13 protein-coding genes and 1 pseudogene are annotated in these 14,872 nt (G+C 49.3%); 11 read left to right on the plus strand and 3 right to left on the minus strand.

Annotated features, from left to right (window positions below; translation table 11 throughout):
• Positions 1 to 29 precede the first annotated feature (29 nt).
• Positions 30 to 980, minus strand: coding sequence for a PstS family phosphate ABC transporter substrate-binding protein (locus tag AC6R03_RS07230; protein ID WP_500630987.1), 951 nt, complete (start codon positions 978 to 980; stop codon positions 30 to 32).
• A gap of 169 nt (positions 981 to 1,149) precedes the next feature.
• On the opposite strand from AC6R03_RS07230, the gene AC6R03_RS07235 reads away from it, so the two are divergent.
• The 3 genes from AC6R03_RS07235 (at position 1,150) to AC6R03_RS07245 (ending at position 5,266) form a co-directional block, all read left to right on the plus strand.
• Positions 1,150 to 3,207 (plus strand): putative bifunctional diguanylate cyclase/phosphodiesterase, encoded by a 2,058-nt coding sequence (locus AC6R03_RS07235; protein WP_500653651.1) that lies wholly within the window; start codon positions 1,150 to 1,152, stop codon positions 3,205 to 3,207.
• A 140-nt stretch (positions 3,208 to 3,347) separates the two neighbouring features.
• Complete coding sequence (locus tag AC6R03_RS07240) at positions 3,348 to 4,190, plus strand: phosphatase PAP2 family protein (protein WP_500630989.1); 843 nt, start codon at positions 3,348 to 3,350, stop codon at positions 4,188 to 4,190.
• A gap of 107 nt (positions 4,191 to 4,297) precedes the next feature.
• Entirely contained in the window at positions 4,298 to 5,266 is a 969-nt protein-coding gene (locus AC6R03_RS07245) for a GGDEF domain-containing protein (RefSeq protein WP_500630990.1), read from the plus strand.
• 42 nt (positions 5,267 to 5,308) lie between these two features.
• On the opposite strand, the gene AC6R03_RS07250 is transcribed toward AC6R03_RS07245, so the two are convergent.
• Positions 5,309 to 7,168 carry an ABC transporter ATP-binding protein gene (locus AC6R03_RS07250; RefSeq protein ID WP_500630991.1) on the minus strand — a complete coding sequence of 620 codons (1,860 nt, stop codon included), beginning with the start codon at positions 7,166 to 7,168 and terminating at the stop codon, positions 5,309 to 5,311.
• A 278-nt stretch (positions 7,169 to 7,446) separates the two neighbouring features.
• On the opposite strand from AC6R03_RS07250, the gene AC6R03_RS07255 reads away from it, so the two are divergent.
• Both AC6R03_RS07255 and AC6R03_RS07260 read left to right on the plus strand, forming a co-directional pair.
• On the plus strand, positions 7,447 to 8,436 hold the full coding sequence (locus AC6R03_RS07255) for an arginine deiminase-related protein (RefSeq protein WP_500630992.1): 990 nt from the start codon (positions 7,447 to 7,449) through the stop codon (positions 8,434 to 8,436).
• Positions 8,437 to 8,541: 105 nt separating this feature from the next.
• A complete protein-coding gene (locus AC6R03_RS07260) occupies positions 8,542 to 8,841 on the plus strand; it encodes an ArsR/SmtB family transcription factor (RefSeq protein WP_500630993.1) in 300 nt (99 codons plus the stop codon).
• A gap of 53 nt (positions 8,842 to 8,894) precedes the next feature.
• On the opposite strand, the gene kdgR is transcribed toward AC6R03_RS07260, so the two are convergent.
• Positions 8,895 to 9,680 carry a DNA-binding transcriptional regulator KdgR gene (gene kdgR / locus AC6R03_RS07265; protein ID WP_487902488.1) on the minus strand — a complete coding sequence of 262 codons (786 nt, stop codon included), beginning with the start codon at positions 9,678 to 9,680 and terminating at the stop codon, positions 8,895 to 8,897.
• A gap of 256 nt (positions 9,681 to 9,936) precedes the next feature.
• Between kdgR and kduD the strand changes: the two genes are divergently transcribed.
• The 6 genes and pseudogenes from kduD to AC6R03_RS07295 all read left to right on the plus strand — a co-directional run bounded on the left by kduD (position 9,937) and on the right by AC6R03_RS07295 (position 14,868).
• The gene (gene kduD / locus AC6R03_RS07270) at positions 9,937 to 10,698 is read left to right on the plus strand and encodes a 2-dehydro-3-deoxy-D-gluconate 5-dehydrogenase KduD (protein WP_500630994.1); all 762 of its coding nucleotides are present in this window, start codon (positions 9,937 to 9,939) and stop codon (positions 10,696 to 10,698) included.
• A 52-nt stretch (positions 10,699 to 10,750) separates the two neighbouring features.
• Complete coding sequence (locus tag AC6R03_RS07275) at positions 10,751 to 11,311, plus strand: YgjV family protein (protein WP_500627313.1); 561 nt, start codon at positions 10,751 to 10,753, stop codon at positions 11,309 to 11,311.
• Positions 11,281 to 11,601, plus strand: coding sequence for a cupin domain-containing protein (locus AC6R03_RS07280; protein WP_487902490.1), 321 nt, complete (start codon positions 11,281 to 11,283; stop codon positions 11,599 to 11,601). The genes AC6R03_RS07275 and AC6R03_RS07280 overlap by 31 nt, the downstream gene beginning before the upstream one ends.
• Before the next feature lie 40 nt (positions 11,602 to 11,641).
• A complete protein-coding gene (locus AC6R03_RS07285) occupies positions 11,642 to 12,277 on the plus strand; it encodes an RpiB/LacA/LacB family sugar-phosphate isomerase (protein WP_334553081.1) in 636 nt (211 codons plus the stop codon).
• Between the two features lie 319 nt (positions 12,278 to 12,596).
• Positions 12,597 to 12,899 (plus strand): annotated as a pseudogene (locus AC6R03_RS07290) (right-handed parallel beta-helix repeat-containing protein); the annotation flags it as partial.
• Positions 12,900 to 13,101: 202 nt separating this feature from the next.
• Positions 13,102 to 14,868, plus strand: a complete 1,767-nt coding sequence (locus tag AC6R03_RS07295) for a sodium:solute symporter family transporter (RefSeq protein WP_500627916.1) — start codon at positions 13,102 to 13,104, stop codon at positions 14,866 to 14,868.
• The last annotated feature ends 4 nt before the right edge of the window (positions 14,869 to 14,872 follow it).

Raw genomic sequence — 14,872 nt, forward strand, 5'->3', positions numbered from 1 at the left:
GCGATGGTGTGCAGTCGCATTACAAGGCTCTATTTGGGCATCGAGACCGAGCCAGAGCGGCTAGAGTTAAGAATAAAACGCGCCGCGTCATAGCGATCGTTGGAGAGAGGAATGTAGCCAGAATGGGAGACGACTTTGTTGATGTTGTCTCTGTCGATATAACTATCGACAAAGCGTTTCAGTGATGGCCGCTTCTCTAGCGCCTGTTTGTTCACGTAAATAAACAGAGGGCGGGAAAGTGCGGCATATCGTCCCATAATCACGTTCTCGACACTGGGTTTGACCGCGTTGAAGCCAGTGGGAGCGATGGCGATCGCTTTCAGCTTGTCTTGATTTTGCAAATAGTAGGCAAAGCCGATAAACGCCATGGCGTTGGGATCGGCGGCCACTTCGGCGACTAAGGCTTCATCGTCTTCATTTGCGGTGTAGTCTTGTCGACTCGCTTTGCCATCCAGCACCACCTCAACAAAATAGTCATAAGTGCCTGAGTCTGATCCAGGGCCGTGCAGGACGATGGGGCGATCAGGGAAGTGCGGATTGACTTGCTGCCAGTGAGTTATCGTGCGTTCAGCGGTGCTTTCCCAGAGTGTTTTCAGTTCATCAAGAGAGAGCGCATCGATCCACTGATTTTCTTTGTTCACCACCACGGTTATTGCATCGAGTGCGACAGGGAGCTCAATATAGTCGATGTGGTTGATTTCACACAGCGCTCGCTCTTTCTCTTTAATCGGGCGAGAGGCGTTAGAAATATCCGTGCGGCCTCGGCAAAACTTACGAAATCCGCCACCTGTGCCAGTGATGCCCACCACCACTTGGGTGTTGTGCCGCTCGGCACGCATAAAGTGATCGGCGACGGCTTGGGTAATCGGGTAAACGGTACTCGACCCTTCAATTTTGATCAGATCTTTCCCGTGTGCCGTGGTACTCATCAGCGCTAGGCATACAGAAGCAAGAACAGTCGAACGCAATCGAAAAGTCATGGTTGAGCACAAAGGAAGAATCAACATACCGCGACTATACGAGCTAGCACTTTTGAGCTCAATATCTTCACGTGAACTGTCACTAAAGATTCATCAATCACTCATCAATAATAACTACGCTGAATATTTTCATGGGGATGTAACATTTCTTCACTAGGCTGACTCGCCTATGTTTTTATTCCTGCCCGCAAAATACGTGGGTAAACGTTCGTGTGATGCTATGAAGCGCAAATTCATTTTTACTTCCATTCTCGCCTTGTTGGTGATCACGTTTACGTCGGCGCTGGTGACCCAAGCGACCCACCTGTTAGTGAAAAAGTCCCCGCTTGCGGAAGCGGCCGCTGAAATTAAAGTCAACGGTACGCTGGCCTACCTTTGGTTTGATGAGATCATGTCGGGCGATACCGCTCAGTCGATTCAGGAAGTGTGGTACTACTTAGAAATCGCCGATTGGCATGTGGTCGCGCTGCTTGAAGGCGGCGAGAGTATCATGGGCAATTATGAGCCAGTCACGGACAACGAATTACGTGAGCGTCTGGTTGAGCTTCGCAAAACGCTGGCGCAATTTCGCCTTCATGTGGAATCCACCTACCAAAAAATTCAGGCGCAGCGAGCGGATGCGTTTTTAAGCGCCGGACGCGACGAGCAATTTTTGGAGTTTGCCAGCCAAGCGGATGAGATCCAGCGCGTGATCAAAGCCAGTTATGAGTCTGGGATTTCCAATTACACGCAAACCAGCATCACCCTGATTATTGCGGTGATTGTGATTGCTGCCTACTCAATACGATTGCAGCACCGCTATGAGAAAAACCGCGATCAATTGCTCCACTCTCTCACGCAAGCCAAAGCCGCAATAGAGGAGAAAAATGAGCAACTGCACAACCGAGCTTACTTCGACCCTTTAACTGGGTTGCCAAACCGAGCACTGTTTTTAGACCGACTAGGCCAATCTATCCTCAACGCGGACCGCTCGAAAAAGCCGTTTGCTTTACTGTTCATCGATTTAGACCATTTTAAAGACGTCAACGATCTCTATGGGCATGAGATGGGCGACCGCTTGCTTGAGCAAGTCGCAAAGCGGATTGAGAGCAGCATTCGCATCACCGACTTGTCTGCGCGCTTCAGCGGTGATGAGTTTGTGGTGGTGCTGAGTCACTTAAACAGCGTCAATAGCGCAATCAGTGTTGCCAACCGTATCGCCTCCAAGTTGATAGATACCTTGCAGCAGCCGTTTCACATAGAGGGTGTGGCGGTGAATGTGTCCGCCAGTATTGGCATTTCGCTCTATCCCGAAGACAGTGCGACGCAAGACAGCTTGCTACGCTACGCGGACAACGCCATGTATCACGCCAAAGCGATGGGCAAAAACAATTTTCAGTTTTACTCCAAAGAGCTCAACCGCATTGCGATGTCGCAAAAAGAGACCGAGAGCGATCTCAATAAAGCGATTGAGCGTGATGAATTCGAGCTGCACTTTCTGCCCAAATGGCAGTTGAACGATGAGAAAGTGCTCGGCGTTGAAGCCTTAGTACGTTGGAACCATCCCACCAAAGGGCGGTTGTACCCCAATGATTTTATTCCCGTGGCCGAATCCACCGGTTTGATTCGCTTGCTTGATTTGTTGGTGATGCGCAAAGCGCTGCAAGCCAAGAGAAAGTGGTTAGATGACGGCGTCGAAACTGGGGTGGTGGGAGTGAATATTTCCGCGAAGAGCTTAAAGCATCCGGGCTTTTTTGACAGTTTGAAAAAGGTCATTGTCCAGTCCGGCGTTCCGACACGCTACTTAGAGGTGGAAATCACCGAGACTGTGATGATTGAGAATACCGAACTCGCGCAGGTGATTTTCAAAGAGTTGCAGCAACTGGGTGTGCGCGTGGCATTGGACGATTTCGGTACCGGCTTTTCATCACTCTCTTACTTGAAAGATTTCGAGTTTCAAACGCTCAAAATCGATCGCAGTTTTGTTATCGATTATGCCAATAACGCCACCTCGTCGGTATTGCTGAAAAACATTATCTCGCTTGGCAACGAACTTGGTGTCTCTGTGGTTGCAGAGGGCGTTGAAACCGCTGCTCATCAGCGGGATCTACTCAAAATGGGCTGCGCGATCGGCCAAGGTTTCTATCTCACTAAACCGGTTAATGCAGAGGCGCTAGCCAAATTGCTTGCTCCAGAAGCGTACCTCAGAGAGCGTGGAAACGTGGTGCCCATGACCCGATGGTCTTAGTTATATTCTTGTCCTAATCAGCCGTTGAACACCGATAATTTGGCATGATGCGAACTTGCAGCGAATTGACACGCGGTTGATAAAATCATTAACGCCACACGCCTAAGATCATCTCTCGAGAGTTGAGGTGAGAGGCGAGTGTGAAACATAGAGTCAGTGAGAAGCAAAAAGGGTTAGGGCTGTTGATGGTGCTGTCGGGTGCCATTGCGCTGATGAGCCTGATGTTTAGCTCAGTGGATCTGCTGAGTGACGTCTCAGACCCCATCGGGAAAGGGATGACATGGTTGACTTACTCCGCGGGATCGCAAGGCTTTCTCGTTACTCTCGCTTTGCTGGTGGCTCTGGCTCTTTGGGTCATTCGTTCGACTTCTTCTCGTTATTCTTTTTCTCATCGTTCTCTTTTGACCACGGAGCTCTCAAGCGTTTCACATAGTCCAAGCGTTTCACCTCGTCGTCAGCTTGGCGTGTCGCTGATAGGAAAAGCAGCGCAACTGGCGCTGGTGCTGGTGTTTGCCTTTGTTGCCAAAAGTGGCTTGAAGCTCGCGACAGAAAGCCCGCGTCCTTACACGGAACTGTTAAGTCATCAGCTGTTGATTCCCCAGCCCGCGCACTTTTATAAGCTCGATGCCGAGCAAAAAGATCAGGTGATTGATGCCCTGGATACTCGGGTGAGTGATTGGCGTACGCGCCATTGGCATGGCGAGAAAGATTACTCTTTTCCTTCCGGCCATACGTTGTTTGTCGCGGTGTGCGTGGCCTTTTTTGGCGGCCTGTTTGCTGAGCGTAAGCACTATGCTCTGGCTGCGGGGGTGTTGATTTGGGCGCTAGCGGTCGCGTACAGCCGACTGTGGCTTGGTATGCATCGACCCATTGACCTTGTTGGATCTGTGGCGGTGGCCGCGTTGATTTACATGCTGGTGCCGCGGTTAACTGTGCCACTTAGATGGCAAGAGAAGCTCACCTTGGGCCATGTCAAGCGCTAGTATTTTGCTTGGGGGAACCACGGGTTTGTCGCGGAGCAAGCAAGGCGAACTTTCGGTGCTATTCTTTAAGGTACCTTACTCATTTATCAATAAGACACGAGCCAGAGATGAAAGCGCCTGATTTACCACCCGATGAGCAGCAACGCATCCAAAGCCTTCACCAGCTTCAGATTCTCGACACGGAACCGGAGGAGCGTTTTGACCGCGTGGCTCGCCTTGCGAAGCGGTTGTTTGACGTGCCAATGGCCTTGGTCAGCTTGGTGGATGTGAACCGTCAATGGTTCAAATCTTGTTTTGGCTTGGAGGCGAAAGAAACCGGGCGTGATGTCTCTTTTTGTGGTCATGCGATTTTGGGCGATGCCCCGTTCGTGATTGAAGATGCCACGCAAGATGAGCGATTCGCTGATAATCCTTTGGTCTCCGGTGCGCCCCATATTCGCTTTTATGCTGGCGTGCCCTTGGTGTATCACGATGGCACCAAGCTCGGTACTCTGTGCATTATCGACACCAAACCGAGACACTTCTTACCGGATGAGATCAACGACTTGCTGGATTTGGCCAAAATTGCCGAGCAGGAGCTGTCGAACAGTTTAACCGCGACTCTAGACCCTCTAACGCTGATCTCAAACCGGCGCGGATTTTTCGCCTTGGGCGCAAAGTCGGTCGATTACTGCCGCGCGGCGCAGTTACCCCTCTCCTTGGCCTATTTTGATCTCGATAACTTTAAGCACATCAACGATACCCACGGTCACAGTGCCGGGGATGCGCTACTCAAAGCGTTTGCTGCGACGATGCGAGACTCCTTTCGTGAGTCCGATGTGTTTGCTCGTATTGGCGGTGATGAGTTTGTTGTGTTGATGTCTGGCGCGTCAGAGCCGGTTGCGGCTGTGGTGATAGAGCGGTTTAAGCAGGCAATAGAGGCGTACAATCAACGCAGCGGTCATGCCTATGCAATAGAGTTTAGCGTGGGCATTACCTCTGCCAGCTCCAACGCTAAACTGTCGATACAAGAGCTTGTCGAACTGGCCGACAAGCGCATGTATCAAGATAAGCAATCCAAATCCCGTAAAAGATAAGGTCCGCTAGGGAATAACTCGCAAAGAGAATCAATGAGCGAGTTATTTCGATGAGGCCGCATCAAGCGTCTCATTATCGCCAATAAAACCGCCGGTTTGATGTGCCCATAACTGCGAGTATATCCCTCCGGCACTGATCAACTCTTGGTGGGTGCCTTGCTCGACGACTTGACCTTGGTCGAGGACGATAAGGCGATCCATCGCAGCGATGGTTGAGAGTCGGTGCGCAATAGCGATGACGGTTTTTCCTTCCATCAGCTCATTCAAACTCTCTTGAATCGCCGCTTCGACTTCCGAATCGAGCGCCGAGGTGGCTTCATCCAAAATCAGCAAGGGCGCGTCTTTTAACAGTACACGAGAAATAGCGATACGCTGACGTTGTCCGCCAGACAGTTTCACCCCTCGCTCACCGACTTGCGCGTCGTAACCCGTATTGCCAAAAGGGTCACTCAGGGTTTCAATAAACTCATGCGCGTGCGCCTGTTGAGTGGCACGTAACAGCGCTTCCTCGCTGGCTTCAGGGTTGCCGTAAACGATGTTGTCACGAATAGAGCGATGCAGCAGGGAGGTGTCTTGCGTCACCATACCGATGTTACTCCGTAGCGAGTCTTGGGTCACGGCATCGATCGCTTGGCCATCAATGGTGATTTGCCCGCTTTCGACATCATGAAAACGCAGCAGAAGGTTCACTAGGGTGGATTTTCCTGCGCCAGAGCGGCCCACCAGACCCACTTTTTCACCCGGTTTGATGGTCAGATTAAGGTGAGAGATCACCCCTTTAGTTTTATCACCATAGTGAAAGCTCACGTTATCAAACTTGATTTCACCGTCAGTGACATTGAGCGCTTTGGCGTTGGGCGCATCTTGGATATCCACCGGTTTTGATAGGGTTTTCATCCCATCCACCACGGTACCCATGTTTTCAAACAGCGCGCCCACTTCCCACATGATCCACATCGACATACCGTTGATGCGCAGCGCGAGGGCAATGGCGATGGCGATCGCCCCGACACTGACGGCATCGTTCATCCACAGTACGATTGAGAGCGTACTGATAGTAAAGACCAACACATAGTTGGTGATTTCCACCGCAACATTGAACCCTGTGACCAAGCGCATCTGGTGATAGACGGTATCCAAAAAGCCGCGCATCCCGGTTTCGGCGTAGTCGGTTTCCCGCTGACTGTGGGAGAACAACTTGACGGTGGCGATATTGGTGTAACTGTCGACGATGCGTCCTGTCATGGTGGAACGCGCATCGGCTTGGTGTGACGCGATGTCTTTCAGCTTTGGTACAAAATAGAGCTGAATCCCCACGTAGCAGCATAACCAAATCAGCATCGGGATCATTAAGCGCCAGTCTGCCTGAGCGAGTAGCACGACGATGGAGGTAAAATAGACCGCGACATAAACAAACACGTTCATGGTTTTCATCACGGTTTCGCGCACCGCAAGGGACGTTTGCATGACTTTGGTTGCCACTCGGCCGGCAAAGTCATCTTGATAGAAGGTCAGGCTTTGTTTGAGTAAATAGCGATGAGCTAGCCAGCGGATAGCCATAGGGTAGTTACCCAGCAGTGACTGGTGGATGACCAAAGAGTGCGCCAAGATCAGCAACGGCATGATGATGAGAAGCAGCGCCGCGTAAAACAGTAACTGCGTTTGGTTCTCTTGCCAGAATGTCGCAGGGTCGCTATGCGTCAACCAGTCGACGAGATTGCCCATTGCACCAAACAGCGATACCTCTACCACCGCGACGATCATTGACAGAATTGACATGAGCAGCAGTGGCTTTTCAAAGCCTCGGGTGTAGTGGCGGCAAAAGGCCCAAATGCCCATTGGCGGCTGGTCGGGCTCTTGACGTGGAAAAGGGTGTGTCCACTGCTCAAACTTGTTAAACATGCGTGTTTCCTAAAGGCAAAAATGGCTCAATATGAAAGGATACGCAATGGTAACGCGTTAGTAATCAGAATGTAACCAGTGCGATATTCTTATTTGTGCATATTATTCATGCTGAAACTCTGAGTTGCGCTGGTGGCAGTAATATTTGCTGCATTGAAAATTATATTCAGAAAATATTACTGATTTACACTCGTTGTACTGCGTGATTTCAGTGATTTTTTGTTTAACATTATGTCTACAATTGGCTTTATCAAGTGGAAAAATGCGAGTTGGTCATCATGTTGGAACAGCAATCTGTAGTGAATTCCTTAGCGAATAACGACATGTTACAGGCACAGAACGCGAACTGCGTTGTGATGGTGCCACCGAAAGAGTTTGCTTTTAACGCGCAAACCGCCAAAGACAATGAATTTCAGCATGTCATTCAGGCTGAAACGAGCGCGATTCGCCGCAAGGCGATGGCGGAGTTTAACGCTATGGTGTCGAAGCTGCGTGCTGCGGGCGTTCAGGTGATTGAGTTTGACTACCTCACCTCGGAGATTGAGACGCCAGATGCGGTCTTTCCCAATAACTGGTTCAGCACCACAGCTGAGGGCACGCTCTATACCTTCCCAATGGCTTGCCAAAATCGCCAACAGGAAGTGAGACCCAAAGCGCTGGTCGAGGCGCTGCAAGCTGCGGGAAGAAGCGTGACTCAACAAGATAGCTTAGTGAGCTACCTTGAGCATGGCGCGCACCTTGAAAGTACGGGTGTCATGGTGATGGATCACATCAATCGCACCATTTATGCGGCATTGTCGCAGCGCTGCGATCGTGAAGTGTTGGAGGATTACGCGGAGCGTATTGGTTACCCTAAAGTGGTGTCATTTCAAACCGCGTTGCCGTCAGGCAACCCTATCTATCACACCAATGTGATGATGGCGATTGGTGAAGGCTTTTGCGTCATCTGTGATGAAGTGATCCCTGAGTTCGAGCGCCGCTTTGTTTTGAAATCCTTGGCAAAAGACAAACAGGTGATTTCCATCAGCTTGGAACAGATGAACCAGTTTTGTGGCAACCTTCTTCAGCTTGAAACCGTCAATGGCGACAAGGTGATCGCCATGTCGCAATCGGCCTATCAGGCGTTTGAGCCCGCGCAACTGGCGCAACTCTCTAGCCACGGTAAGGTGCTGGCGTTTGATGTTTCGACCATCGAATCCATCGGTGGCGGCAGCGTACGCTGCATGCTGGGTGAGGTCTTCTTACCTACCCGCAGTCGAGCACTGTAGTGCTAGTCGCGATTTCAGTCATAAGGCAGCGTTCGCTGCCTTTTTTGCGATTGCAAATACGCAATAGTTCCACAATAATGGAAATGTTTTTCTGTGGAGTGAATTATGGAACTGGAATCGGTTGCCAAAGCGCTAAAAGAATTGGGCCATCCGACTCGATTGGCGATATACAAAACCATCGTTAAGGCGGGTTATCAAGGGGTGGCGGTGGGCGCGATTCAGGAGCGGTTGTCTGTCCCGGGCTCTACTTTGTCTCATCACATCTCTAGCTTGGCATCGGCGGGATTGCTCAGCCAGCGCCGAGAAGGGCGCACTTTGTATTGCGTTGCGGAGTATGAATGTTTGGATCAGGTGATCCGCTTTTTGCGTGCCGAGTGTTGTAGTGACGAACGCTGCGATCAATAACGCCCACAGGATGTGTAAATCGAGTGGGCGCTGTTTGTTGTCTGTAACGGGGACTATTTCACAGGGTAGCCGTTAAAACCCAACTTCTCAGAAATATTGCGGCCGGCATTGTGTAGCAGCTCAATGTAGTAAGACATGCGCTTTTCATCAAAACGAATGGTCGGGAACGAAATCGAAACGCCAGCGATGACCGTGCCGAAACGGTCGTAGATTGGCGCAGCGATACAGCGCAGACCTGGCTCTTGCTCTTCGTTATCTTGACCAAAATGCAGTTCACGCACTTTTTTAAGCTCAGATAAGAGCTGATCAACATTTTCGTGTGTGCGTTCTGTGTGTTTAACAAACTCCACATTTGCCAGAATATCGCGTACGAAGCTCTCATCACGCTCCGCCAGCAATACCTTACCAATCGCAGTACTGTAGAGAGGGTTACGACGACCGACGCGTGATTGCATGCGTAGGTTGTAGTTGGAGTCTATTTTGTGAATGTAGATGATGCCGTCTTCGTCAAGGGCACCTAAGTGCAGCGCTTCATTGGTTTGCTGCGAGATGTACTTCATCTCTTTATCGGCCAGTTCAATCAGATCGACGTATTCGAGTGATTTCGCGCCGAGCTCAAACATCTTCAGGGTGAGGGAGTATTTATCCGCTTCACCTTCTTGTGCCACATAGCCTAACGTTTTCATGGTTTGCAGGAATCGGTACGTTGTCGCTTTCGACATCATCAGACGCTGTGATAGCTCTGAAACACCAATTTCCTTTTGCTCGCCCAATGCTTGAAGAATGTTGAATACCTTGAGAACCGAGGATACGGCTTCAGGTTGGGTGTTCTTTTCCATCTCTTTACCCTAGTTATATTTGTCTAGGGGTGATTATACCTATGAGACGATGAGTCGCCAGATTATTTTCAAAAAACGTTTTTAAAATTTTGAAACCGCGCAGCTATTTGTCATACAAAAAGACGATCTAGGTCATGCTTTTTGAAAGTCTGTTTTAAAAATAATTGAGATGCGGTTTTAAAAATTGCTATATTAGCGTCACAGGATGGCGAGCCATCGTAATGAACGTTAATTTGACAGCTTTTGAGGAATAAACATGATTCTTAATTCATTTAACCTAGAAGGTAAGGTTGCTATCGTAACGGGTTGTGACACTGGCCTTGGTCAAGGTATGGCACTAGGTCTTGCAGCAGCAGGCTGTAAAGTTGTTGGTGTTAACTACGTTGAACCAACTGAAACCATCGAAAAAATGAATGCAGCAGGTTACACGTTCCTAGATGTTCGCGCTAACCTACTAAAACAAGACGATATCCCAAGCATCATCGACAGCGCTGTGACTGAATTCGGTAAAGTGGATATCCTAGTAAACAACGCAGGTATCATCCGTCGTGAAGATGCGATCGACTTCTCAGAGCAAAACTGGGATGACGTGATGAACATCAACTCGAAAACGGTTTACTTCATGTCTCAAGCAGTCGCGCGTCAGTTTATTGCTCAAGGCACTGGCGGTAAGATCATCAACATCGCTTCTATGCTTTCTTTCCAAGGCGGCATCCGTGTACCTTCTTACACTGCATCTAAGAGTGCGGTTATGGGTATCACTCGCGCAATGGCAAACGAATGGGCTCGTCACAACATCAACGTGAACGCAATCGCACCGGGTTACATGGCGACAAACAACACAGCAGCACTACGCGCGGATGAAGATCGCAACACCGCTATCCTAGAGCGTATCCCTGCTGACCGTTGGGGCACGCCAGAGGACGTTGCTGGCCCATGTGTATTCCTAGCGTCTGACGCTGCTTCTTACATCAACGGTTACACTGTTGCTGTAGACGGTGGTTGGTTAGCTCGCTAATTAGCAATCTAGCGCCTAACCTTGGTTAGGCGCTGAAAAATGAGTAGATCGCGTGGAACAAAACACGATTGCACAAATTCTTGGATTCTTAAGCTTTTTCTTAGGGGTATGTACCTTTTATCAGAAAGACGATAAGAAGCTGAAGATTTTGATGTTGGTTTTTCATTTAAACCATCTACTGCATTTTTTCTTGCTTGGCTCTTTAGTATCGGTGGTCAGTTCAGTGCTTTCAGCGCTTCGAACGGCCACCGCTATTTACGTTTCATCGAAAAGAGTCGCAGCAATCTTCATCGCCATAAGTATGGCCAGTGGTTTCTATATTATGGAATCGCCACAGGACATCTGGCCAATTTTGGGCACTGTCATCGGGACATTCTCGGTGTTTGTCCTCAAGGGCGTGGCGATGAGAATCGGTTTTTTGGTCGGGGCGTTATGCTGGCTGACCAATAATTTCATCATAGGATCGATTGGTGGAACGCTGCTGGAAATGACGCTGATCAGCGTTAACTTAATGACCACAGCAAAATTGCTCAGAGAGCAAAAGAAAGTGAAGCTTGTCGATAACGAAGAGAAAGAAGACCCATGTTCGTATACAACAAAGACATCCAACTAGAAGACCTAGGTGACGGTATCTCACGTAAAGTGCTTGCGCACAGTGACAACATGATGGCCGTTGAAGTGCACTTTGAAAAAGGTGCTGTTGGTTCAATGCACAACCACCCACATGAGCAGTTGACTTACGTACTGTCTGGTAAGTTCGAATTCACTATTGGCGATGAGAAGAAAATCGTTGAAGCGGGCGACACCATGTACAAAGAGCCAAACATCGAGCACGGTTGTGTGTGTCTAGAAGCGGGTGTGTTGATTGATAACTTCACGCCAATGCGCAAAGATTTCGTATAAGTTTTAAAATTAGTTACGCGGTTCGCCGCAGGAGAATCCAATGAAAATTGCACTAACTATGGAAAACAGCCAAGCACCTAAAAACGCTATGGTTGCTGCTGAGCTAAACACGGTTGCTGGTGGTCTAGGTCACGAAGTATTCAACGTAGGTATGACTGACGAAAACGATCATCACCTAACGTATATCCACCTAGGTATCCAAGCGAGCATCCTACTGAACTCTAAAGCAGTGGATTTCATCGTAACGGGTTGTGGTACTGGTCAAGGCGCACTAATGGCAAGCAACCTACACCCAGGTGTTGTTTGTGGTTACTGCCTAGAGCCATCTGACGCGTTCCTATTCAACCAAATCAACAACGGCAACGCGATTTCTCTAGCGTTCGCAAAAGGCTTCGGTTGGGCTGGTGAACTGAACGTTCGGTACATCTTCGAAAAAGCGTTCACAGGCGCTCGTGGCGAAGGTTACCCAATCGAGCGTGCTGCACCTCAGCAAGCAAACGCGGCTATCCTAAACAACGTGAAAGCAGCAGTATGTAAAGACGTGGTTGAGTCTCTACGTGCGATTGACCAAGATCTTGTTAAGCAAGCAGTGGGCAGCGCGCAGTTCCAAGAGTGTTTCTTCTCTAACTGCCAAGTGCCAGAAATCGCAGAATACGTGAAGTCTCTAATCGACTAATCACGGATTGCTAAGGGAAGAGGAGGGCCGTTAAGCCTGCCCATTCCCGGCGAATCTAGCCAAATAAGCACCCAGATGAATGGGTGCTTTTTTTATGTCTTTTGGCCACTGATAAGTAGTGTTTATATAAAAATGAAACGCCGTTTCTAAGATCGCATTTTATTGGTTTTTTGCTTCTCACCCCTCTCTAGAACGAGTAAAGTGTGCGCCAGAAACTCTAAATCAAAACAATGTTTCAATATTGGTAAATAAAATGAGAAAACAGACTCTTGCCCTGTGCGTTGCCATGGCGTTGGCACCACAAGCGATTGCGAGTGAACTGACTGCTGACATCGAACTTGAACAATTAGGCCCAGAGACGGGCGCAACACCTAACCGCCAGGAAGGCGCAGGCATCATGGTTCGTGACATCGTAGGCGCAGAGCGTCTGATGCCACAACCAGAGGGCCACGAAGAGTTCCCTTCGGCGTCAAACATGGTGATGAACCTGATGCGCTCACACACGCGCACCAACGATGGTATGACCATCATCAACGCCTCTTTCCGTGAAGGTGTCTACCAACCTTGGGGCACCGCAGGTAACCGCCTAAGCCACGTGGATTACGTGGAAGGCGTCCCTTTTGTCTCACATTTGATATCAAGTGATGACACTTTAACCGTTACTGATAAATAAAAACTCAATTAGTGCCGAATGGCTAGTGATCTAGAGCATGTTTAGCGAGATTTTTTTGTTTATGAACCGATGTTTCGATTTCGGTCACGGAACTAAACGTAATACAAAACTACAATACACTTAAATTAAAACAGTATTTCGAGGTTCTGCTATGGAATTTGATTATCTTGTCATCGTGGGCTATTTCGGCCTAATGGTGGCGATCAGTTTGCTATTCAAAAAGATGGCGAGCAACAGCACCAGTGACTACTTCCGCGGGGGCGGTAAAATGTTGTGGTGGATGGTAGGTGCAACGGCGTTTATGACGCAGTTCTCTGCTTGGACGTTCACAGGCGCAGCCGGTAAAGCCTTCAATGATGGTTTTGCGGTACTGGGCGTATTCTTCGGTAACATCATGGCGTACGTCGTGGCTTACCTCTACTTTGCTAAGCGTTTCCGCCAAATGCGTGTCGACACCCCAACGGAAGGTATTCGTCGTCGTTTTGGTAACACCAACGAGCAGTTCTTCACTTGGGTTATCATCCCTCTTAGTGTGATCAACGGCGGTGTATGGCTAAACGGTCTGAGCGTATTCGCTTCAGCGGTATTTGACGCTGACATCATCACCACTATCTGGGCAACCGGTATTGCGGTTCTGATCATCTCTCTATTGAGTGGTGCTTGGGGCGTAGTGGCATCGGACTTCATTCAAACCTTGGTTATCGCGATCATCTCGATTGCGTGTGCTATCGTGGCGCTGGTTTACATCGGTGGTCCAGGTGAGATCATTACTGAGTTCCCATCAGGCTTCTTCATTGGTCCTGACATGAACTACCCACTGATGACGATCTGTGTGTTCCTGTTCTTTGTGGTGAAACAGCTGCAAAGTATCAACAACATGCAAGACTCTTACCGTTTCCTAAACGCAAAAGACTCAAACAACGCAACTAAAGCGGCGTTAATGGCAGGCGCAATGATGCTTGCAGGTGCGGTGATTTGGTTCATCCCACCTTGGGTAACTGCGATTGTGTTCCCAGATGCAGCGGCTCAGTACCCAGCACTTGGCGCGAAAGCCAGCGATGCGGTTTACCTAGTCTTTGCTCGTGAAATCATGCCTGTGGGTACTGTTGGTCTGCTGATGGCGGGTCTATTTGCTGCGACCATGTCTTCAATGGACTCAGCACTAAACCGTAACTCAGGTATCTTTGTCCGCAGCTTCTACGCAACGATCGTTCGTAAAGGCAAAGCGTCTGACAAAGAACTGCTACGTGCGGGTCAGCTAGTGTGTGTCGCGAACGGCCTAATGGTTATCATGATGGCGCAGTTCTTCACATCTCTAAAAGAACTCAGCCTATTTGACCTAATGATGCAAGTGTCTACCTTGCTACAAGGTCCAATTCTTGTTCCTCTATTCTTCGGTATGATTATCCGTAGAACGCCAAAATGGGCACCGTGGGCAACCGTAGTATTCGGTGGCTTGGTCTCTTGGTCTGTGATCAACGTGTTCACACCGCAAGTGGTTGGCGGCTGGTTCGGCATGACGGATCTAACAGGGCGTGAAATCTCTGAGATGCGTACGATGATCACTATCGCAGCGCACCTATTCCTAACCGCGGGCTTCTTCTGGGCAACCACCTTGTTCTACAAAGAAGAGACAGACACGCAGTTGGCGGAAACTGAGAAGTTCTTCAACGATGTGGAAACTGAAGTGGTCGCGTCTGAAGGTCAAGACATCGTTGACCGCATGCAGCGCAACAAGCTAGGTACATTGGTTATCTACATGGCGGGTGGCTTGAGCTTGATGGTATTGATTCCAAACCCACTGTGGGGACGCTTCGTGTTCGCCTGTTGTGCGGCCGCTATATTCGCCGTGGGTTATGCACTGAAGAAGAGTGCTCAGGTTGGTGATGAAAAAAAGCTCACTGAGCAAACCAACTAATCAC

This window comes from Vibrio sp. R10-SG-ISO4 (genome assembly GCF_059834135.1).